This is a genomic window from Agrobacterium sp. NPDC090273 (assembly GCF_044772305.1).
Lineage (GTDB): Bacteria > Pseudomonadota > Alphaproteobacteria > Rhizobiales > Rhizobiaceae > Agrobacterium.
Window position 1 is genome coordinate 50,219 of record NZ_JBIVYN010000008.1, and the last position, 14,903, is coordinate 65,121.

At 56.3% G+C, this 14,903-nt stretch carries 14 protein-coding genes; 10 read left to right on the forward strand and 4 right to left on the reverse strand.

Annotated features, from left to right (window positions below):
* Positions 1–18 precede the first annotated feature (18 nt).
* From ACIQT8_RS20305 to ACIQT8_RS20320, 4 genes are read right to left on the reverse strand one after another with little or no spacing between them, the layout of a single operon-like run.
* Positions 19–954 (reverse strand): ABC transporter ATP-binding protein, encoded by a 936-nt coding sequence (locus ACIQT8_RS20305; RefSeq protein WP_400968883.1) that lies wholly within the window; start codon positions 952–954, stop codon positions 19–21.
* A complete protein-coding gene (locus ACIQT8_RS20310) occupies positions 932–1,930 on the reverse strand; it encodes an ABC transporter ATP-binding protein (protein WP_138792869.1) in 999 nt (332 codons plus the stop codon). Before ACIQT8_RS20310 ends, ACIQT8_RS20305 begins: the two co-directional genes overlap by 23 nt.
* Complete coding sequence (locus ACIQT8_RS20315) at positions 1,927–2,940, reverse strand: ABC transporter permease (RefSeq protein ID WP_400968886.1); 1,014 nt, start codon at positions 2,938–2,940, stop codon at positions 1,927–1,929. The genes ACIQT8_RS20310 and ACIQT8_RS20315 overlap by 4 nt, the downstream gene beginning before the upstream one ends.
* Entirely contained in the window at positions 2,937–3,926 is a 990-nt protein-coding gene (locus tag ACIQT8_RS20320) for an ABC transporter permease (protein WP_400968889.1), read from the reverse strand. The genes ACIQT8_RS20315 and ACIQT8_RS20320 overlap by 4 nt, the downstream gene beginning before the upstream one ends.
* Positions 3,927–4,190: 264 nt before the next feature.
* Here ACIQT8_RS20320 and ACIQT8_RS20325 point away from each other — a divergent pair, with 264 nt between their 5' ends.
* The 10 genes from ACIQT8_RS20325 to ACIQT8_RS20370 all read left to right on the forward strand — a co-directional run bounded on the left by ACIQT8_RS20325 (position 4,191) and on the right by ACIQT8_RS20370 (position 14,894).
* The gene (locus ACIQT8_RS20325; RefSeq protein WP_400968892.1) at positions 4,191–5,798 is read left to right on the forward strand and encodes an ABC transporter substrate-binding protein; all 1,608 of its coding nucleotides are present in this window, start codon (positions 4,191–4,193) and stop codon (positions 5,796–5,798) included.
* A gap of 106 nt (positions 5,799–5,904) precedes the next feature.
* Positions 5,905–6,936 carry an ABC transporter substrate-binding protein gene (locus ACIQT8_RS20330; protein ID WP_400968895.1) on the forward strand — a complete coding sequence of 344 codons (1,032 nt, stop codon included), beginning with the start codon at positions 5,905–5,907 and terminating at the stop codon, positions 6,934–6,936.
* Positions 6,933–8,144 (forward strand): acyl-CoA dehydrogenase family protein, encoded by a 1,212-nt coding sequence (locus ACIQT8_RS20335; RefSeq protein ID WP_400968898.1) that lies wholly within the window; start codon positions 6,933–6,935, stop codon positions 8,142–8,144. Before ACIQT8_RS20330 ends, ACIQT8_RS20335 begins: the two co-directional genes overlap by 4 nt.
* A gap of 241 nt (positions 8,145–8,385) precedes the next feature.
* Entirely contained in the window at positions 8,386–9,003 is a 618-nt protein-coding gene (locus ACIQT8_RS20340; RefSeq protein WP_400968901.1) for an alpha/beta hydrolase, read from the forward strand.
* 230 nt (positions 9,004–9,233) lie between these two features.
* The gene (locus ACIQT8_RS20345) at positions 9,234–10,163 is read left to right on the forward strand and encodes a sulfurtransferase (RefSeq protein WP_400968903.1); all 930 of its coding nucleotides are present in this window, start codon (positions 9,234–9,236) and stop codon (positions 10,161–10,163) included.
* Between the two features lie 52 nt (positions 10,164–10,215).
* Positions 10,216–11,427, forward strand: coding sequence for a YeeE/YedE family protein (locus tag ACIQT8_RS20350; protein ID WP_400968906.1), 1,212 nt, complete (start codon positions 10,216–10,218; stop codon positions 11,425–11,427).
* A 172-nt stretch (positions 11,428–11,599) separates the two neighbouring features.
* A complete protein-coding gene (locus ACIQT8_RS20355) occupies positions 11,600–11,797 on the forward strand; it encodes a hypothetical protein (RefSeq protein WP_262526716.1) in 198 nt (65 codons plus the stop codon).
* Between the two features lie 194 nt (positions 11,798–11,991).
* Positions 11,992–13,158, forward strand: coding sequence for an FMNH2-dependent alkanesulfonate monooxygenase (gene ssuD, locus ACIQT8_RS20360; RefSeq protein ID WP_400968909.1), 1,167 nt, complete (start codon positions 11,992–11,994; stop codon positions 13,156–13,158).
* Positions 13,159–13,337: 179 nt separating this feature from the next.
* Positions 13,338–13,883 (forward strand): flavin reductase family protein, encoded by a 546-nt coding sequence (locus ACIQT8_RS20365; RefSeq protein ID WP_400968912.1) that lies wholly within the window; start codon positions 13,338–13,340, stop codon positions 13,881–13,883.
* 69 nt (positions 13,884–13,952) lie between these two features.
* The gene (locus ACIQT8_RS20370) at positions 13,953–14,894 is read left to right on the forward strand and encodes an acyl-CoA dehydrogenase (RefSeq protein WP_400968915.1); all 942 of its coding nucleotides are present in this window, start codon (positions 13,953–13,955) and stop codon (positions 14,892–14,894) included.
* The last annotated feature ends 9 nt before the right edge of the window (positions 14,895–14,903 follow it).

Genomic DNA, 14,903 nt, shown 5'->3' on the forward strand with positions numbered 1-14,903 from the left:
GGTAAGTACTCCTTGAGGTTATTGTGCGTGATGGCAAGCCACAGCGTGGTTCTTGCCGAAGAACTGGTATTCGGGTGCCTTGTCGCGACAGAGGTCGCTCGCCAATGGACACCGGGTGTGGAAGCGACAGCCTGATGGCGGGTTGTGAGGACTTGGAAGATCACCAGAAATCGGTGCGGCCTGTTTGCGACGTGAAGGGTCTGGGACGGCAGCCAGCAAGGCACGGGTGTAGGGGTGGCGAGGTGCAGCCCACAATTCCGCAGTCGGTGCGCTCTCAACAATTTTTCCAAGATACATGACGAGCACACGATCGGAAAAATAACGGACCACGGACAGGTCGTGCGAGACGAAGAGGTAGGACAGCGACAGCCGGTTCTTCATCTCTACCAGAAGGTTGAGAATTTGTGCCTGGATCGATAGATCGAGCGCGGAAACCGGTTCGTCACAGACGACCAGTTCAGGTTCTAGGATCAGGGCACGGGCGATCCCAATGCGCTGACGCTGACCGCCGGAAAATTCGTGCGGATAACGATCGAGGGAATCCTCGGGCAAACCGACCTGCGCGACGATTGCCTCGACAATTTCCTGTTGTTGCTGCCTGTCGCCGATGCCGTGCACTTTCAGTGGGCCAGTAAGGATCGTGCGGACTGTCTGGCGAGGATTGAGAGAGGCGAATGGGTCCTGAAAGATCATTTGTATGCGCCGGCGGATGCCACGCAGTTCAGTCGATGACATCGCCGTTACGTCGGCGCCATTGAACACGACCTGTCCCGAGGACGGTTCAACAAGGCGCATCAAAGATTTGCCGAGCGAAGACTTGCCGCAGCCGGATTCTCCCACCAGCGCAACGGTTTCACCGGCCTCTATCTCCAGGGAGACGTCATCGACGGCGCGAACCGTTCCGCGCCCTCCAGCATATTCGGTGGACAGTTTATGCACTGACAAAAGCGCCATCGGAGACCTCCCCTGAAATTTCGGATACAAACGGGCAGGCGGCATAACGCCCTTCGGAAATGGAGCGGAGCGGGGGAACAAACTGCCCGCAGAAACCGCGGGCGTCCGGACAGCGCGGACGGAAGGCGCAGCCTCGTTCACCCGTTGCGGAGACGATGGACCCGGGGATTTCGATCAGTGGACCATCCCGGTAGTGTTGTCCGTCCTCTGCTCTTGGCGAGGCGGCAAGCAATCCCCGCGTATAGGGATGATAGGGATGGGAAAACACGGGCTCCGGCAAGCCCTCTTCCACCTTTCGTCCCGCATACATCACCATAACCCGATCAGCCCATTGTGCGACGATGCCGAGGTCGTGTGTGATAAGCACGACGGCCATGTTGAGGTCGCGTCGAAGATTGTCGAGGAGCTGGAGGATTTGTGCCTGTATCGTGACATCGAGCGCTGTTGTCGCTTCATCGGCGATCAGCAGTTTAGGGTTGCAGGCGACGCCGATGGCGATCATCACACGCTGGCGCATGCCCCCTGAAAGCTGATGCGGGTAGTCGTCGACACGGCGTCGCGCTTCAGGAATGTTGACGAGTTCCAGGAGTTCGATTGCCCGTTTGCGTGCCTCGTGCTTATTGATGCGCTCGTGGATGCGCAGGACCTCAATGATCTGTTCGCCAACTGTCAGCACAGGGTTGAGCGAGGTCATCGGCTCCTGAAAGATCATGCCGATGTCTCGGCCGCGAATAGACCGCCAGCGGCGCTCGGAAAGGGGTAAAAGATCCTTACCTTCCAGTAAAATGCGGCCACCGGTCTTTGCGTTCGATGGCAACAGTCCAATCAGAGAGAGGGCCGTCAGGGACTTGCCTGAGCCGCTTTCGCCAACGATTGCCAGCATCTCACCGGAGTGCACCTTGAAGCTCACACCTTTTACGGGCTGTGCCGTACCAAAGCCAACGGACAGATCCTGGACTTCCACCAAAGGGGTCAACTGCGTTCCTCCGAAAAGCGTGGGTTGAGGGCGTCGTTAAGCCCGTCACTGATGAGGTTCAGCGATATGACGGTGAAGACGATCGCAAGGCCCGGCAGTGCGGTGAGGTACCAGGCGGTTCTGATCACGTCGCGTCCGGATCCGATCATCGAACCCCAGGAGACACGGTTGGGATCGCCGAGGCCCATAAAGGACAGTGCTGCTTCCATCAGGATAGCACCGGCGACCATGACCGACGACGTCACGATGATGGGAGGCAGGGCATTGGGCAGGATTTCGGTAAAGACAATCCGCACGTGTCCGTATCCCAGACTGCGGGCCGCTAGGACGTAATCTTTTTCGCGGATTGCGCGGAATTCGGCGCGCGTCAGCCGGGCGACCAAGGGCCAGGTAATGATGCCTATTGCGGAAGTCACCGTCGTCACTGATGGCTGGGCAATGGCGACAAGTACAACGAGCAGTACAAAATTTGGCAATGTCTGGAAGATTTCGATCAGCTTGACGAGGACGTCATCGATGACGCCGCCGAAATATCCGGCAAAGGCGCCGACCGAAATGCCGATCGTGAGCCCGATCAGCGTGGCAACGACGCCGACGGTCAAAGAGATGCGTGCACCATGTACAATCCCGGCCAGCACATCGCGGCCCATGGAATCCGTGCCAAGCGGATAGGCTCCGTTCTGACCGGGCCAAAGGAACGGACGCGATACCATCTCCAGGGGATCGCCGGGATAGAGAAGCGGGGCGAGAAGTGCGGTGACGATTACGGTCGCAAGGAAGAGCAACCCGACAATCGCATTCGGGTTTTTCAGGAACACCTTGATTTCACGACGCAATCCTCTGCGCGGTACCGATGCGGTCCTGGCCGACAGGGCGTCAGGGGCATGAAGGTAAGGCCAGGTTTTGTCGTCCTTGGGGGGCAAGGCGTTTTGGGTGTCGAGCGTGCCGGCCTTTACCTGAGCGGTGATCTCGGGAGCGTGCAGGAGCGCGGTGGTGTTCGTGGAACTCATCGGCTTTCTCCAATGCGGGGGTCTAGCCATGCCTGCAGAAGGTCCACGGCTGCATTAACGATGATGACGACCAGAGAGGACAGGAGCAGGATGCCAAGCAGGACACTGAAGTCTCGGGCCATGACGGCTTCGAACGCCAACCGACCGAGGCCTGGCCAACTGAACACTGTCTCGACGACGACGGCACCGCCAAGCAGGCCGCCAATATGCATGCCGGCCATCGTGGTGATTGGAATGAGTGCATTGCGCAGGATATGGCGAATTGTCAGCCGCCAGGGCGAAACACCCTTCGCGCGTGCCGTGCGGACGTAATCCTGTGATTTGACCTCCAGCATCGCGGCACGGGTCAGCCGCGCATAGATCGCCAGAAAATATAAGGCGAGCGACAAAGCCGGTAGGACGATATAGCGGGCTCTGTCGACGACCGCATCAAAGCCTGTGAGACTGCTACCAATCGTGCTGTCCCCGCCCGACGGAAGCCAGCCGAGCTTTACCGAAAATGTCAGGATCAGCATCAACCCGATCCAGAACCCCGGTACGGAATAGAAGATCAGCGATCCGATCGAGATAATCCGGTCTGGCAGCTTGCCGGAGAAAAGCGCCATGATCGCACCAAGGAATACGCCTGCGACAATGGCGATTCCGAGTGCTGCGCCCATCAGCGCAAGGGTCCCGGGTAGTCTCTGGCCGATAAGATCTGCAACAGGCATGCCGTAGCGCGGAGAATAACCGAGGCTGAACTGCGCCAGATTGCCCAGATAGTTCATCAGCTGATGAAGAACAGGCAGATCCAGTCCGAAGCGCGAGCGGATTTCGGCCATGGTCTCCACCGTCGCCGAACCAGCTTCGGCAGCGAGGACATCGGCTGCGTCGCCCGGTGCGAGTTGCAGCAGAAAGAAGTTCAGAATGACAATTCCAAGGACTGTCGGAACCGCCTGAATGGCGACACGACGTGCCTGAGAGAAAATCCGTTTCGAATTTGACATCGGCTCCCATCCGTAACCGTCCAAGTCGCTCATGCTCCATCTGGAGTGCGTCATTAGTTGACTAATTTTATGGAATTTGTCAAAGAGTAATGGAATTATTTTCCGTAAATTACAGAAAATAACCCGCATTAGAAAAGATAATTTCTATAAAATGGGAATTGTAGCGTTTTTTGGCGCACCGGCTCTCAATGACGAAAGAAACTTCTCTCAATGCGCCAGCGTTTGGTTTGCCGGTTTTTACCGCTCAAAAGGAGAGGATATCGCATGACTGATTTCAATCGCACGACGAGACGGAGTTTCCTTCTGGCATCGGTCGCGCTCGGCGCGGCATCACTGTCGGGTTGGAAGGTGGGGGCCGCTGAGCCGGCACGCGGCGGCACGGCGACGTTGCTGATATCATCCGAGCCACCTGTTCTGACAACGATCGCCCACACCGCCTACAACTCCGTCTATGTATCGCCGAAGGTCACCGAGGGGCTTTTGACCTACGACTTCGACCTCAACCCCCAACCACTTCTTGCGAAGTCCTGGGCGATCAGTGACGATGGCCTGCGATACACCTTCAATCTTAGGTCTGGTGTAAAGTGGCATGATGGCAAGCCGTTTACCGCTGCCGATGTCGCGTTCTCAATCCGCACCCTCAAGGAGGTCCATCCGCGCGGACGCAACACGTTCCTGAATTTGACGGATGTGGAAACTCCGGACGAGCTGACGGCAGTCTTGGTTCTATCGAAGCCCGCACCCTACCTGATCACCGCGCTCGCCGCTGCGGAAACGCCGATCGTGCCCAAGCATCTCTATGAAGGAACGAAGGTGACCGAAAACCCGGTCAATCTGGCACCAATCGGCACGGGAGCGTTTAAATTCAAGGCGTGGGTGCGTGGCAGCCATGTCGTTTATGAGCGCAATCCAGACTATTGGGATGCGCCACGCCCCTATCTGGATCAGCTTATCGTTCGTTTCATTCCCGATGCGGCCGCCCGAGCCATTGCGATCGAAACTGGCGAGATCGATCTCGCGCCAAGCACACCGGTGGCCTACAGCGACCTTGATCGCCTGAAGGAATTGCCGGACCTGGCCTTTGAGACCAATGGTTATCAGTACTCAAATTCCATCAGCCGCGTTGAATTCAATCTCGAGAAAGAGGTGTTCAAGGACGTGCGCGTCCGTCGCGCGTTTGCCCATGTGATTGATCGCAACGTCATCTTCAATACTGTCAATTACGGATACGGATCGCCGATCACCGGGCCCATCAACCCAAAGCTGACGCGATGGTTTGTCGACGATCTGAAAACATATCCGATCGATCTCAAGACTGCGGAAGCTCTGCTGGATGACGCAGGCTACAAACGAGACGCGAACGGCATTCGCTTCAAGCTCAATCTGGATTACGTTCCGAGTACCGAGGCTTATCCGCGCGGAGCGGATTATATCCGTCAGGCTTTGGCGAAGGTCGGCATTGATGTCACGGTGCGTACCCAGGACTTCGCGACCTATACGAAACGCATCTACACCGATCGCGATTTCGATTTTGCCTATGAGGGCATGAGCAACCTGTTTGATCCGACGGTTGGTGTTCAGCGTCTTTATTGGTCAAAGAACTTCAAGAAGGGCGTGCCATTTTCCAATGGTGCAGCCTACAGCAACCCGAAGGTTGATGCCCTGCTGGAAGCGGCGGCGGTCGAAATTGATCCGGACAAACGCGTTGCCCAGTGGAAAGAGATCCAGCAGATCCTGATCGAGGATGTCCCTGCTATCGATATCGTCGCGGCCCCTGAGATTACCATCTTCAACAAACGGATATCGGGCCACACGGTCGGGGCCGAAGGGGTCTCAGGAAGCCTTGCCTTTGCGCACATCGTTGCGTCCTGAGCTCAACAGCAATATCGCCCGCCCGGTAACGGCGGGCCTTCAGTAAATGGTCTATTCGCGGACATCAGACACTGTCGATGTTCCGCCTGTCATGAAGGGTCAAGCGATGAGCACTCCACTATCTGAAATCTGGTATACGCGCTGCCCGGTTCCGACCCCGGTCGGTCTGGCCGTCCAGCTCGGTTATCTCGAAAAAACCTTTGGCGATGTCGGTATTGCCCTGAAATCGATCATCGATTCGCCGGATCGTTCCATCAGGCAAAGCCATTTCAACCACACGCTGGAATGGTCATTCAGGCACGGTGGCAACGTTCCGCCTATCCGCGCCCGATCGGAAGGACGCGATACCCGTCTTGTCGGCATTACATGGACGGACGAGTTTCAGGCAATCATTGCGCTGCCGCAAACAGGTATTCGAACGATTGCTGATCTAGCGGGACGCCGCGTTGGCGTACCCCGCAGGCCGGAGGGCATTGTCGATTTCATGCGGGCAACGGCGCTGAAGGGCATCGTCTCGGCCTTGTCTCTTGGAGGTTTGCGGATCGGCGATGTTGAGCTCATCGATATCGTCCAGGACCATTCCGTGTTGGAAACGCAGGAGGGACCTTCGCTGTTCGGTCTGAAGCGCCGACAATCGTTTGGAGAGGAGATCGCTGCACTCTTGCGCGGGGAGGTCGATGCGATCTTTGTCAAAGGGACGGCCGGTGTCTCTGCAGCAAATCTGATTGGCGCCGTCGAGGTGATTGAGTTCGGGTTTCATCCCGACCCGAAAATCCGTATCAATTCGGGTTCGCCGAGGGTTCTGACCGTTGATGCTCGCCTGGCCGATGAACGTCCGGATCTTGTCGAGCTGCTGGTTGACGCAATCCGTAAGGCGTCTATCTGGGCAGAAGAGCACCCGGAAGAGACAAGACGCTTCATCGCGCGCGAAGCCGGTGCGACTGAAGAACAGGTTCTGGCTGCCAACGGCTCCGATGTTCATCGCCATCTTGGCCTTGGCCTCGACAAGGAGCTCGTAACGGCCATCAGCCACTACAAGGATTTCCTGCACGAATGGGGTTTTCTTGATGACAATTTCGACATTCACACCTGGATCGATGACCGTTTTGTTCCGGCGAATGAAAGGGCAGTTGCATGACGGCCCTGATTTCCGCTGTGGCGCCGTCACAAAGGCCCACTTTAGACCCGATCGATCTTGCCAGATCGCTTGCTGAGGGCTTCGGTACGACCGCGGCCGCTCACGACAGGACGGGGGAATTTCCTGCAGAGAATTTTGTCGAGCTTTTCAGGTCAGGCCTTCTCAGCCTGATCCAGTCTAAAGAAACCGGGGGGTGGGGCGAAGGGATCGAGACAGCCCAGGCTGTCATCGCTGCGATTGCTGAAGGTGACCCCTCTACCGCCCTTGTTCTTGCGATGCATTATAGTGTTCACGGCAGCATCCGCCGCGGCAAGTGGCCTGATGTTCTTGCTGCCAAAGTCTTGACGGCAAATCTTTCCGGACCGGCTTTGCTCAATAATGCACAGGCCGAGCCAGGCATTGGTTCTCCAGCCCACGGTGGATTGCCAGAGACGGTCGCGCGCATCGACGGAGACGCCTGGGTCGTCAACGGTCGCAAGAGTTTCGTAACCGGGCTACCTGGTCTGAAATGGGCGATCGTTCTGGCGACGACGGTTGAGGAGACACCGCGACTGATCCAGTTGCTGGTTCCTCTGGACCTCGATGGTATCGGCCGTGAGAAGGCCTGGGACGCGACGGGCATGTTTGCGACCGCGAGTGATGACTTGCTTTTAAATGACGTCCGCGTGCCTCTGGAAAACGTCGTTGCCGAGCATCCGGCGAGTGAGCCTCTTCGTCGGGATGAGGTCGACGGGTATAACTTTTTTGTCCTGCTGGCGGCTGTCTACCATGGCGTCGCCGTCTCAGCCCGCAATGATCTGATAAAGCATCTGACCGGCCATGTGCCGGCGAGCCTCGGCGCACCACTTTCATCAATCCCGAGAATTCAGGAAGCGCTCGGGCAAATCGAGGTGTTGATTGCCGCGAACAGACGCCTCCTGGTCTCCGTCGGCCGCGACATTGATGACAAGAAAAATGTTGGAACCGATGCACTGGCCGTACGCCATGTGGTCATCGAGAATGCGGTAACGATCACCGATCTTGCACTGGAGCTTGGCGGCAATCGCGGTCTGCGCCGGGATTATCATCTGGAGCGCCATCACCGGGATGCGATCACTGCAAGAGCACATGCGCCGCAGAGCCATATGATCCGTACGATCATTGGTCGCGAACTGATCAGGAAAAGCGCGGCCGAAAACCCCGCTGAAGTGCGTCATACAGTTCGCTAACATGATTGGAGCTTGCAGGCGCCTTCAGGCGCCTTGCAAGCGTCTCGCCGACTGGGAGATATCACACTTAGTTTGCCGGTTTCGCTCATCGCAGAAATCTGAAGCGATGCTTTTTTCATGCTTTTGAAAATGAATGGATGCTTTTTTCCCGATCTCTCGGGCGCATGAAAATGTAATAGTCGACTAAAATAGTGGAATTCATCATCTTGGCTGTGGGACGCAAGCAATCCACGGAGCAAACATGTGTACCACCTTGATCGTGCCTGGCCTCAATGGTTCGGATGAAGGACATTGGCAGCGGCACTGGCTGCTGGATCATTCGGACGCGAGCTTGGTCGATCAGGACAATTGGCAGTGTCCGGTCCTAGAGGACTGGCTGGTGAGGCTGGAGGATGCGATCGCGGCAAGTGACGGCGCCTACATCGTTGCCCATAGTCTTGGTTGCCTGTTGGTTGCCAATATGGCTGCGCGTCCCCTTGCTGCCAAAATAAAGGCTGCGTTGTTAGTCGCACCCGCCCACCTTCAAAAGGTTGAGGCGCTCCATCCATGCATCGTGCGGTTTGGCGAGTTTCCGACCGACCCGCTCCCGTTTCCGAGCCTCGTCGTCGGTAGCATGTCTGACCCCTACATGGAGCCGGAAGAGCTGGCATCAACAAGCGCCGCCTGGGGCAGCGATCTCCTTAATCTTGGCGATGTCGGGCATATCAACATTGCCAGCGGCTTCGGACGCTGGTCGCAGGGCTATGGATTGCTCGACAGATTGAAGAGCCTGCCTGTCGAAAACATTCCAGTTCTTGGGCGCGACCGCCATGCACTACCGCCCGCATATCGCGCCTATATCGAGGCTCTGCCACGATAAAAATACTGAGCCAACGGTTTAAACCGCTGGAGGATGTTTGATGCTGGTGTGATATGCAACCTATGGAGGTTTTTGTGGGAATAAATTGCCATAGGGCATTCATATTCACCTTTTGATTGTTTTTGATCTAGTTATTCTTTTCCTATCGATAATATGGAAAATGGTTTCTTCGCGTGCCTCCGCTTTCTTCTTACCTTGCCATTGTCATCAAATCAGGAAGGGGTAGGGAAATGTCCAATATCAAGTTGCTGGCGTCCGTATTCGGGGGATTGTTGCTTTCAACGGTCGGTCTGGCATCGGCCAATGCGTCGGACGCGCTGGTTACCGCGGACTGGCTAAAGCAAAATCTGGAAAATCCGAAGGTCAAGGTTTTCGAAGTCAGTGTCGACACCGGCGTTTACGAGCGTGGCCATATTCCCGGCGCGACCAATCTGAACTGGCACACCGATCTCGTCGACAAGGAACGTCGCGATATAGCCTCTCGGGAGCATTTCCAGAGCCTGTTGCAGCAGGCCGGTATCGGCGATGATACAACGATTGTCTTGTACGGCGATAACAACAACTGGTTCGCAGCCTGGGGAGCATGGATCTTCGAAACCTATGGTCTGGGCGATCGGGTGAAGCTTCTGGACGGTGGTCGTAAGCTTTGGGAGGCTGAGGGTCTGCCTCTGGATACCTCCGCGCCAAAAACGACGGCAACAACACTGACGTTGAAGGACAGCGACCCGTCGGTTCGCGCCCGCTTTATCGATGTCGTCGCTGTGGCTGAGGGCAAGCACAATATCAAGCTCGTCGATATCCGCTCGGCAGATGAGTATTCCGGCAAAATCTTTGCGCCCGATGGCGTCAAGGAGCTGTCAGTGCGGGCGGGCCATATTCCAGGCGCGGTGAATGTCCCATGGGGCACCATCGTCAACAAGGACGGAACGTTCAAATCGGCTGAAGAAATCAAGGCGATTTATGCCGAAAAGGGCATCGACGGTACAGCTCCGGTCATCACATATTGCCGTATTGGTGAGCGATCGAGCCACACCTGGTTCGCCCTGAAGAAAATACTTGGATACGATGTCCGCAACTACGACGGCTCATGGACGGAATACGGCAATGCCGTCGGCGTCCCGATCAGCAACCCGACTGGAACCGTCTGGACCGGCAAATAACCACTGATCATATCCCATCCACGACCAGCACGCCGCGTTAGGCGTGCTGGCGATGTTAATTGAAAGATTTGCCTGGCATCTCATGAATTTACGCTTCCATCGCTGGGCAGGCATTGCCCTGATAGCTTTACTGGCTCTTACCTTCTACGGCGTTTCCATGCTGGTAGACGGGCGTCAATTGGGGTTTGCGCTGCTTGCCGGGGCAGCCTTCGGCATTGTCCTGCAGCGCGGTCGCTTTTGTTTTCTTTGCAATTTTCGCGATTTCGTCGAAAACAGGCGATCTGATGGACTTGTCGCGATTTTTGTAGCCTTGATTGCAGGGGTCGCGTTCTACCAGATTGTCATGATGGCCTGGGTCCCTGTTCCGCAGCCGGGCCGTTTGCCGCCCAACGCTCATGTTGGTCCCGTCGGCTGGGTGCTCGCGGTTTCCGCATCGATTTTCGGTCTGGGCGCCGCTTTGTCGGGCTCATGCCTCTCCGGTCATTTTTATCGTCTCGGGGAGGGTGCCTTTGGATCGATTTTCGCGCTTGCCGGTGCGGCCGTCGGTTTTTTCGTGGCGTTCCTCAGTTGGAATTTTCTCTACAGCCTGGCTGTGTACGACGACATTCCTGTGTGGCTGCCGCACTACCTGGGCTACGGTCCAGCGTTTATTGTGTCGTTTTGCGTACTCGCGATCCTGATTGCCCTTGTTCTTTACGCGGATAACAACAACGAGATCCCGCCCGAAAAGGCGGCAGACGCAAAGTTGCATCAGGCACTGACACGGGTGTTCATCGCCCGCTGGCCCCCTGTCGTCACCGGCATCCTCGTCGCCACGATCAGCGCATTCTCGTATTTTCGGCTTGCACCCATTGGCGTCACGGCTGAGTTGGGAAGCATTGTTAGAACCGTTTCCACCCAGCAAGGCTGGATGTCCGAAACGCTGGCTGGGCTCGATACGGTGCGGGGTTGCATAAGCGCGGTCAAAACCACGCTGCTTTCTCCAAACGGCGTATTCGTCATTGGGCTTATTGTTGCAAGTCTCGCCTCCGCATTGGTTTCGGAGAAGTTCAAGCCATCATGGCCATCTCTAGGTGGGTTGGCGACCCGATTTGTCGGCGGTGTGCTGATGGGCTGGGGTGGGATGACCGCGTTGGGGTGCACCATTGGCGTATTGCTATCAGGCATTCACGCGGGCGCCTTGTCCGGCTGGGTGTTCTTACTCTTTTGCGGTCTTGGCGCCTTTTGTGGCCTTATCCTCAAACGTCGTTTTGCGTTGCCATAGGACGTGAATTTGGTTGCTTTCACCCGTTTGAAACCGTCTTCCACGGCTGCGAATTTTCCGGGTTGAAACCATCGTGTGCGAACGCGAAAATAGAATAGTGATTTAGTGGAAAATCTTGACGGTCCGGGCCTTTCACTTAACGATATGACGATCTCGTTGCTGGAGGCTGACCATGCTGCAAGCACTGCAATCATTTGCGTTCGATTTCATTGGCTCGACCCGTAACGCTCCTTCGAGGCCATCGCCGGATTTTGACGTGCCAGTCACCGGAGACTTGGAAAAGGAGCCGGAGAAAACCGATCTGGAGCTGGAGAGGAAAGAGATCTCCGAAATCGCATTTGCGACGTTCGGCTTCCACCCGGTGCTCTAGTCAAACAGGGTGGGACAGGCGGGATCGGCTTCGCACCCGTCGTGCCGCGCTCGACGTGATTACATCCTTGTGTAGAGAGAAACTCTCTCTCCTGATCGCAAATTGGAACAAAATTTCTTAAATGCCTCGGAGAAATGGCTACCCTTTTACCTCGGTCTAGGAAGCCCAGCCGGGCAAACTGCAGAGGTTTCTCAATGAGCAAGACAGATAAGCCGCTCGATTTTCTTTGGTTCATACCTTCCTCGGGTGACGGGAGTTATCTTGGCTCGGACGACCTCTCACGCCCTGCGGATCCCGACTATTTCAAGGAAATTGCCCAGGCTGCCGATCGCCTCGGTTATTCCGGCGGACTCATTCCAACGGGCGTTGCCTGCGAAGAATCGTTCATTCTCGCAGCCAATCTCGCTGCCCATACGGAAAAACTGAAGTTTCTCGTTGCCATAAGGCCGGGTGTCGCTTCACCAGCCTATTATGCACGTATGGCATCCACGCTCGATCGCGTCTCTCGCGGGCGTTTGTTGCTCAACATTGTTGTGGGCGGAAGTTCGCAGGAACTGGCGGGTGACGGTATCTTCTTGCCGCATGACGAGCGTTACGATCATGCTGGAGAATTTTTCGAGGTTTTCAATTCACTGATTGAAACCGGCAAAGCCAATCTCGACGGAAAATACATCAAGGCACATGATGCAAGACTGGGCTTGCCGCCCGTTCAGGAGCGTCCGCCAATTTATTTCGGTGGGTCGTCGGACGCGGGGATCGAGTTTTCTGCAGGCATCACCGATAAATATCTCACCTGGGGCGAACCGCCGGCACAGGTTGGCGAAAAGATCGCCAAGGTGCGCGCCGCCGCTGCAAAACAGGGCCGCGAAGTGACGTTCGGAATTCGGCTGCACTTCATTGTGCGAGAGACCGACGAAGAAGCGTGGGCGGATGCGGGCAGGCTGATTTCAAAACTTTCCGATGAAACAATTGCCGCCGCGCAGGAGGTCTTTTCCAAGGCATCCGATTCCGTTGGCCAGGCGCGCATGCAGGCTTTGCACAACGGTCGACGCGACAGCCTAGAAGTCTCTCCAAATTTATGGGCAGGTATCGGACTTGTTCGCTCGGGCGCCGGAACGGCTTTGGTCGGTTCACCCAAAACCGTCGCTGCCCGCTTGCGGGAATATCAGGATCTCGGCATCGACACTGTGATTGCCTCCGGGTACCCTCATCTAGAGGAAGCGTACCGCGTTTCGGAACTGCTGTTCCCCGAAATTGGTCTCGGCGCGCCGCGAAATCAAATCCGCTCATCCTTTGGCGCTAGACAGGCCTTCGGTGGCGGAGGTCATGGCGGCAACATCAAGCTTGCATCTGGATCATGATCGATTGGCGGCGCGGAGATTGCTTCGCGTCGCAGCGCAGGCGCATGGCGACGCTGCGCGTCGTCAGCAATTAAAACATTAATTCCATATAATATATCAAATATGAAAAAGAATGCCTGTGTAGAAATCGCCCGGCCCGCTAACTGTTTAGACAATGCAAATGATTTCGGGAGCTTTCCATGACAGTGCAATTTGCCGCAAATGATGAACAGTTCAGGGCTGCAAAGGGGAGCGTTTCGGACCGTGTCGCCGATGCCGATAGTCTGAAGGTTGCGCTGAGAGCGCTTGGCGGCGGTGTCAGTCTCGTGACGGCAGGTGAGGGTGAGTTGCGCACTGGAGCAACGGTGACCTCGGCCACTGCCTTGTCTGTCGATCCTCCAAGAATGCTTGTCGCCTTGAACCGGTCTTCCTCGACGTGGCCGATTGTTCAACGCTTTGGCCACCTTGCCATCAATATCATCGGCGAGCACCACCAGTTCGTTGCAAACCAGTTTGCCGGCATCGGTGGCCTGAAGGGCGTTGAGCGTTATCGCGGCGCGGAGTGGACCAGGCTTGCCAGCGGGGCACCGATATTAGAAGACGCCGTCGCGGCCATCGATTGCACGGTGGAAGAGGCCATCGAACGGCACAGCCATGTCATCGTCATCGGCAAGGTGGAAGCAATCCGGATCGGCAATGGTGCCTCGCTTGTCTACCAGAATGGTCGCTATCACGCGCTGGGCTAAGCCCTGGTGACGCTGCGCGCGAGATGAGTATCCCGCTATCTGTGTTTGAAGCTTTTGAGGGAGTTGAGCATGGGTTCTGTTACGCAGTTCAATGAGAAGATACGCTCCGTTCCGCCACAACTTTTCGCTGACGACGATATCCTGACCGCAGCGCGCGCAATTGCCCGTATATGCGGCCTGGAGACGGCTGACCGGGTCCACGAGGCGATGTCGCATTCGGGACTGCTTTCGCTATCTGTTCCGAGCGATCTCGGTGGTGCGGACGTGACAAACGATATTTTGGCGCAGGTTGTAACGATTATCGCAGAAGCGGATGCTGATGTTGCGCGGCGCCTTGCTGATCACTTCAAAGCTCTGGAGTTTGTTCGCAACGCCGGGAGTGAAGATCAACGTAGAGCGCTCTTTGCCCGGGCAGGTTTTGGAGAGACATTTTTTCTGGTTGGAGATTCTCCTGATCCGGAGCACCCGGTACTGCTCGGGGACGACTTGTCATTTTGGGTTTCCGATGCGCGGCTGACGTCTGTTCGTTCCGATGTCGACTGGATCGTCATGCCCGCGCTCAATTATCTTCGCCAGCCCGTACTCGTCGTGGTGAAAAACCGGCGATCCGCTGCCGTGGAGACGGACCTGCGCGTCGATGACGTTTTGCCGCTCACCTTAGGCGCAGAAAACCTTCCGATTTCGGTCGCAACCCTGCTGCGCGCGGCAATTCTGCTTGGGCAGACGCAGTGCATCCTATCCGATCTGATTGAACGCAGCCCGACAAATGAGGGTGTCACAGAGCTTGAAGTCGGCGAGGCCTATCTTGGGACCGAGTTGTTGAAGGCGCAAATCGCGCGTGTCGCAGCAATCATCGATGCGGCACAGGTCGGCGCTGAGCATGTTACTGTTCAATCCGTCCGGCATAGCGCCGCCGCTCTCGAGATATTGATGACCAGAATGAGAAGCGCCGCGACAGACAGCACAAGTCATCCGGTCGCTGTTCTCGGTAGTGACCTGCTCAGTCGGTAGGCTGTTACG

Coding starts and splice junctions, on each gene's coding strand:
- ACIQT8_RS20335 (WP_400968898.1), top strand. CDS start 6,933: ATGACGGCCCTGATTTCCGCTGTGGCGCCGTCACAAAGGCCCACTTTA.
- ACIQT8_RS20345 (WP_400968903.1), top strand. CDS start 9,234: ATGTCCAATATCAAGTTGCTGGCGTCCGTATTCGGGGGATTGTTGCTT.
- ACIQT8_RS20365 (WP_400968912.1), top strand. CDS start 13,338: ATGACAGTGCAATTTGCCGCAAATGATGAACAGTTCAGGGCTGCAAAG.
- ACIQT8_RS20370 (WP_400968915.1), top strand. CDS start 13,953: ATGGGTTCTGTTACGCAGTTCAATGAGAAGATACGCTCCGTTCCGCCA.
- ACIQT8_RS20340 (WP_400968901.1), top strand. CDS start 8,386: ATGTGTACCACCTTGATCGTGCCTGGCCTCAATGGTTCGGATGAAGGA.
- ACIQT8_RS20350 (WP_400968906.1), top strand. CDS start 10,216: ATGTTAATTGAAAGATTTGCCTGGCATCTCATGAATTTACGCTTCCAT.
- ACIQT8_RS20330 (WP_400968895.1), top strand. CDS start 5,905: ATGAGCACTCCACTATCTGAAATCTGGTATACGCGCTGCCCGGTTCCG.
- ssuD (WP_400968909.1), top strand. CDS start 11,992: ATGAGCAAGACAGATAAGCCGCTCGATTTTCTTTGGTTCATACCTTCC.
- ACIQT8_RS20325 (WP_400968892.1), top strand. CDS start 4,191: ATGACTGATTTCAATCGCACGACGAGACGGAGTTTCCTTCTGGCATCG.
- ACIQT8_RS20315 (WP_400968886.1), bottom strand. CDS start 2,940: ATGAGTTCCACGAACACCACCGCGCTCCTGCACGCTCCCGAGATCACC.
- ACIQT8_RS20305 (WP_400968883.1), bottom strand. CDS start 954: ATGGCGCTTTTGTCAGTGCATAAACTGTCCACCGAATATGCTGGAGGG.
- ACIQT8_RS20320 (WP_400968889.1), bottom strand. CDS start 3,926: ATGTCAAATTCGAAACGGATTTTCTCTCAGGCACGTCGTGTCGCCATT.
- ACIQT8_RS20355 (WP_262526716.1), top strand. CDS start 11,600: ATGCTGCAAGCACTGCAATCATTTGCGTTCGATTTCATTGGCTCGACC.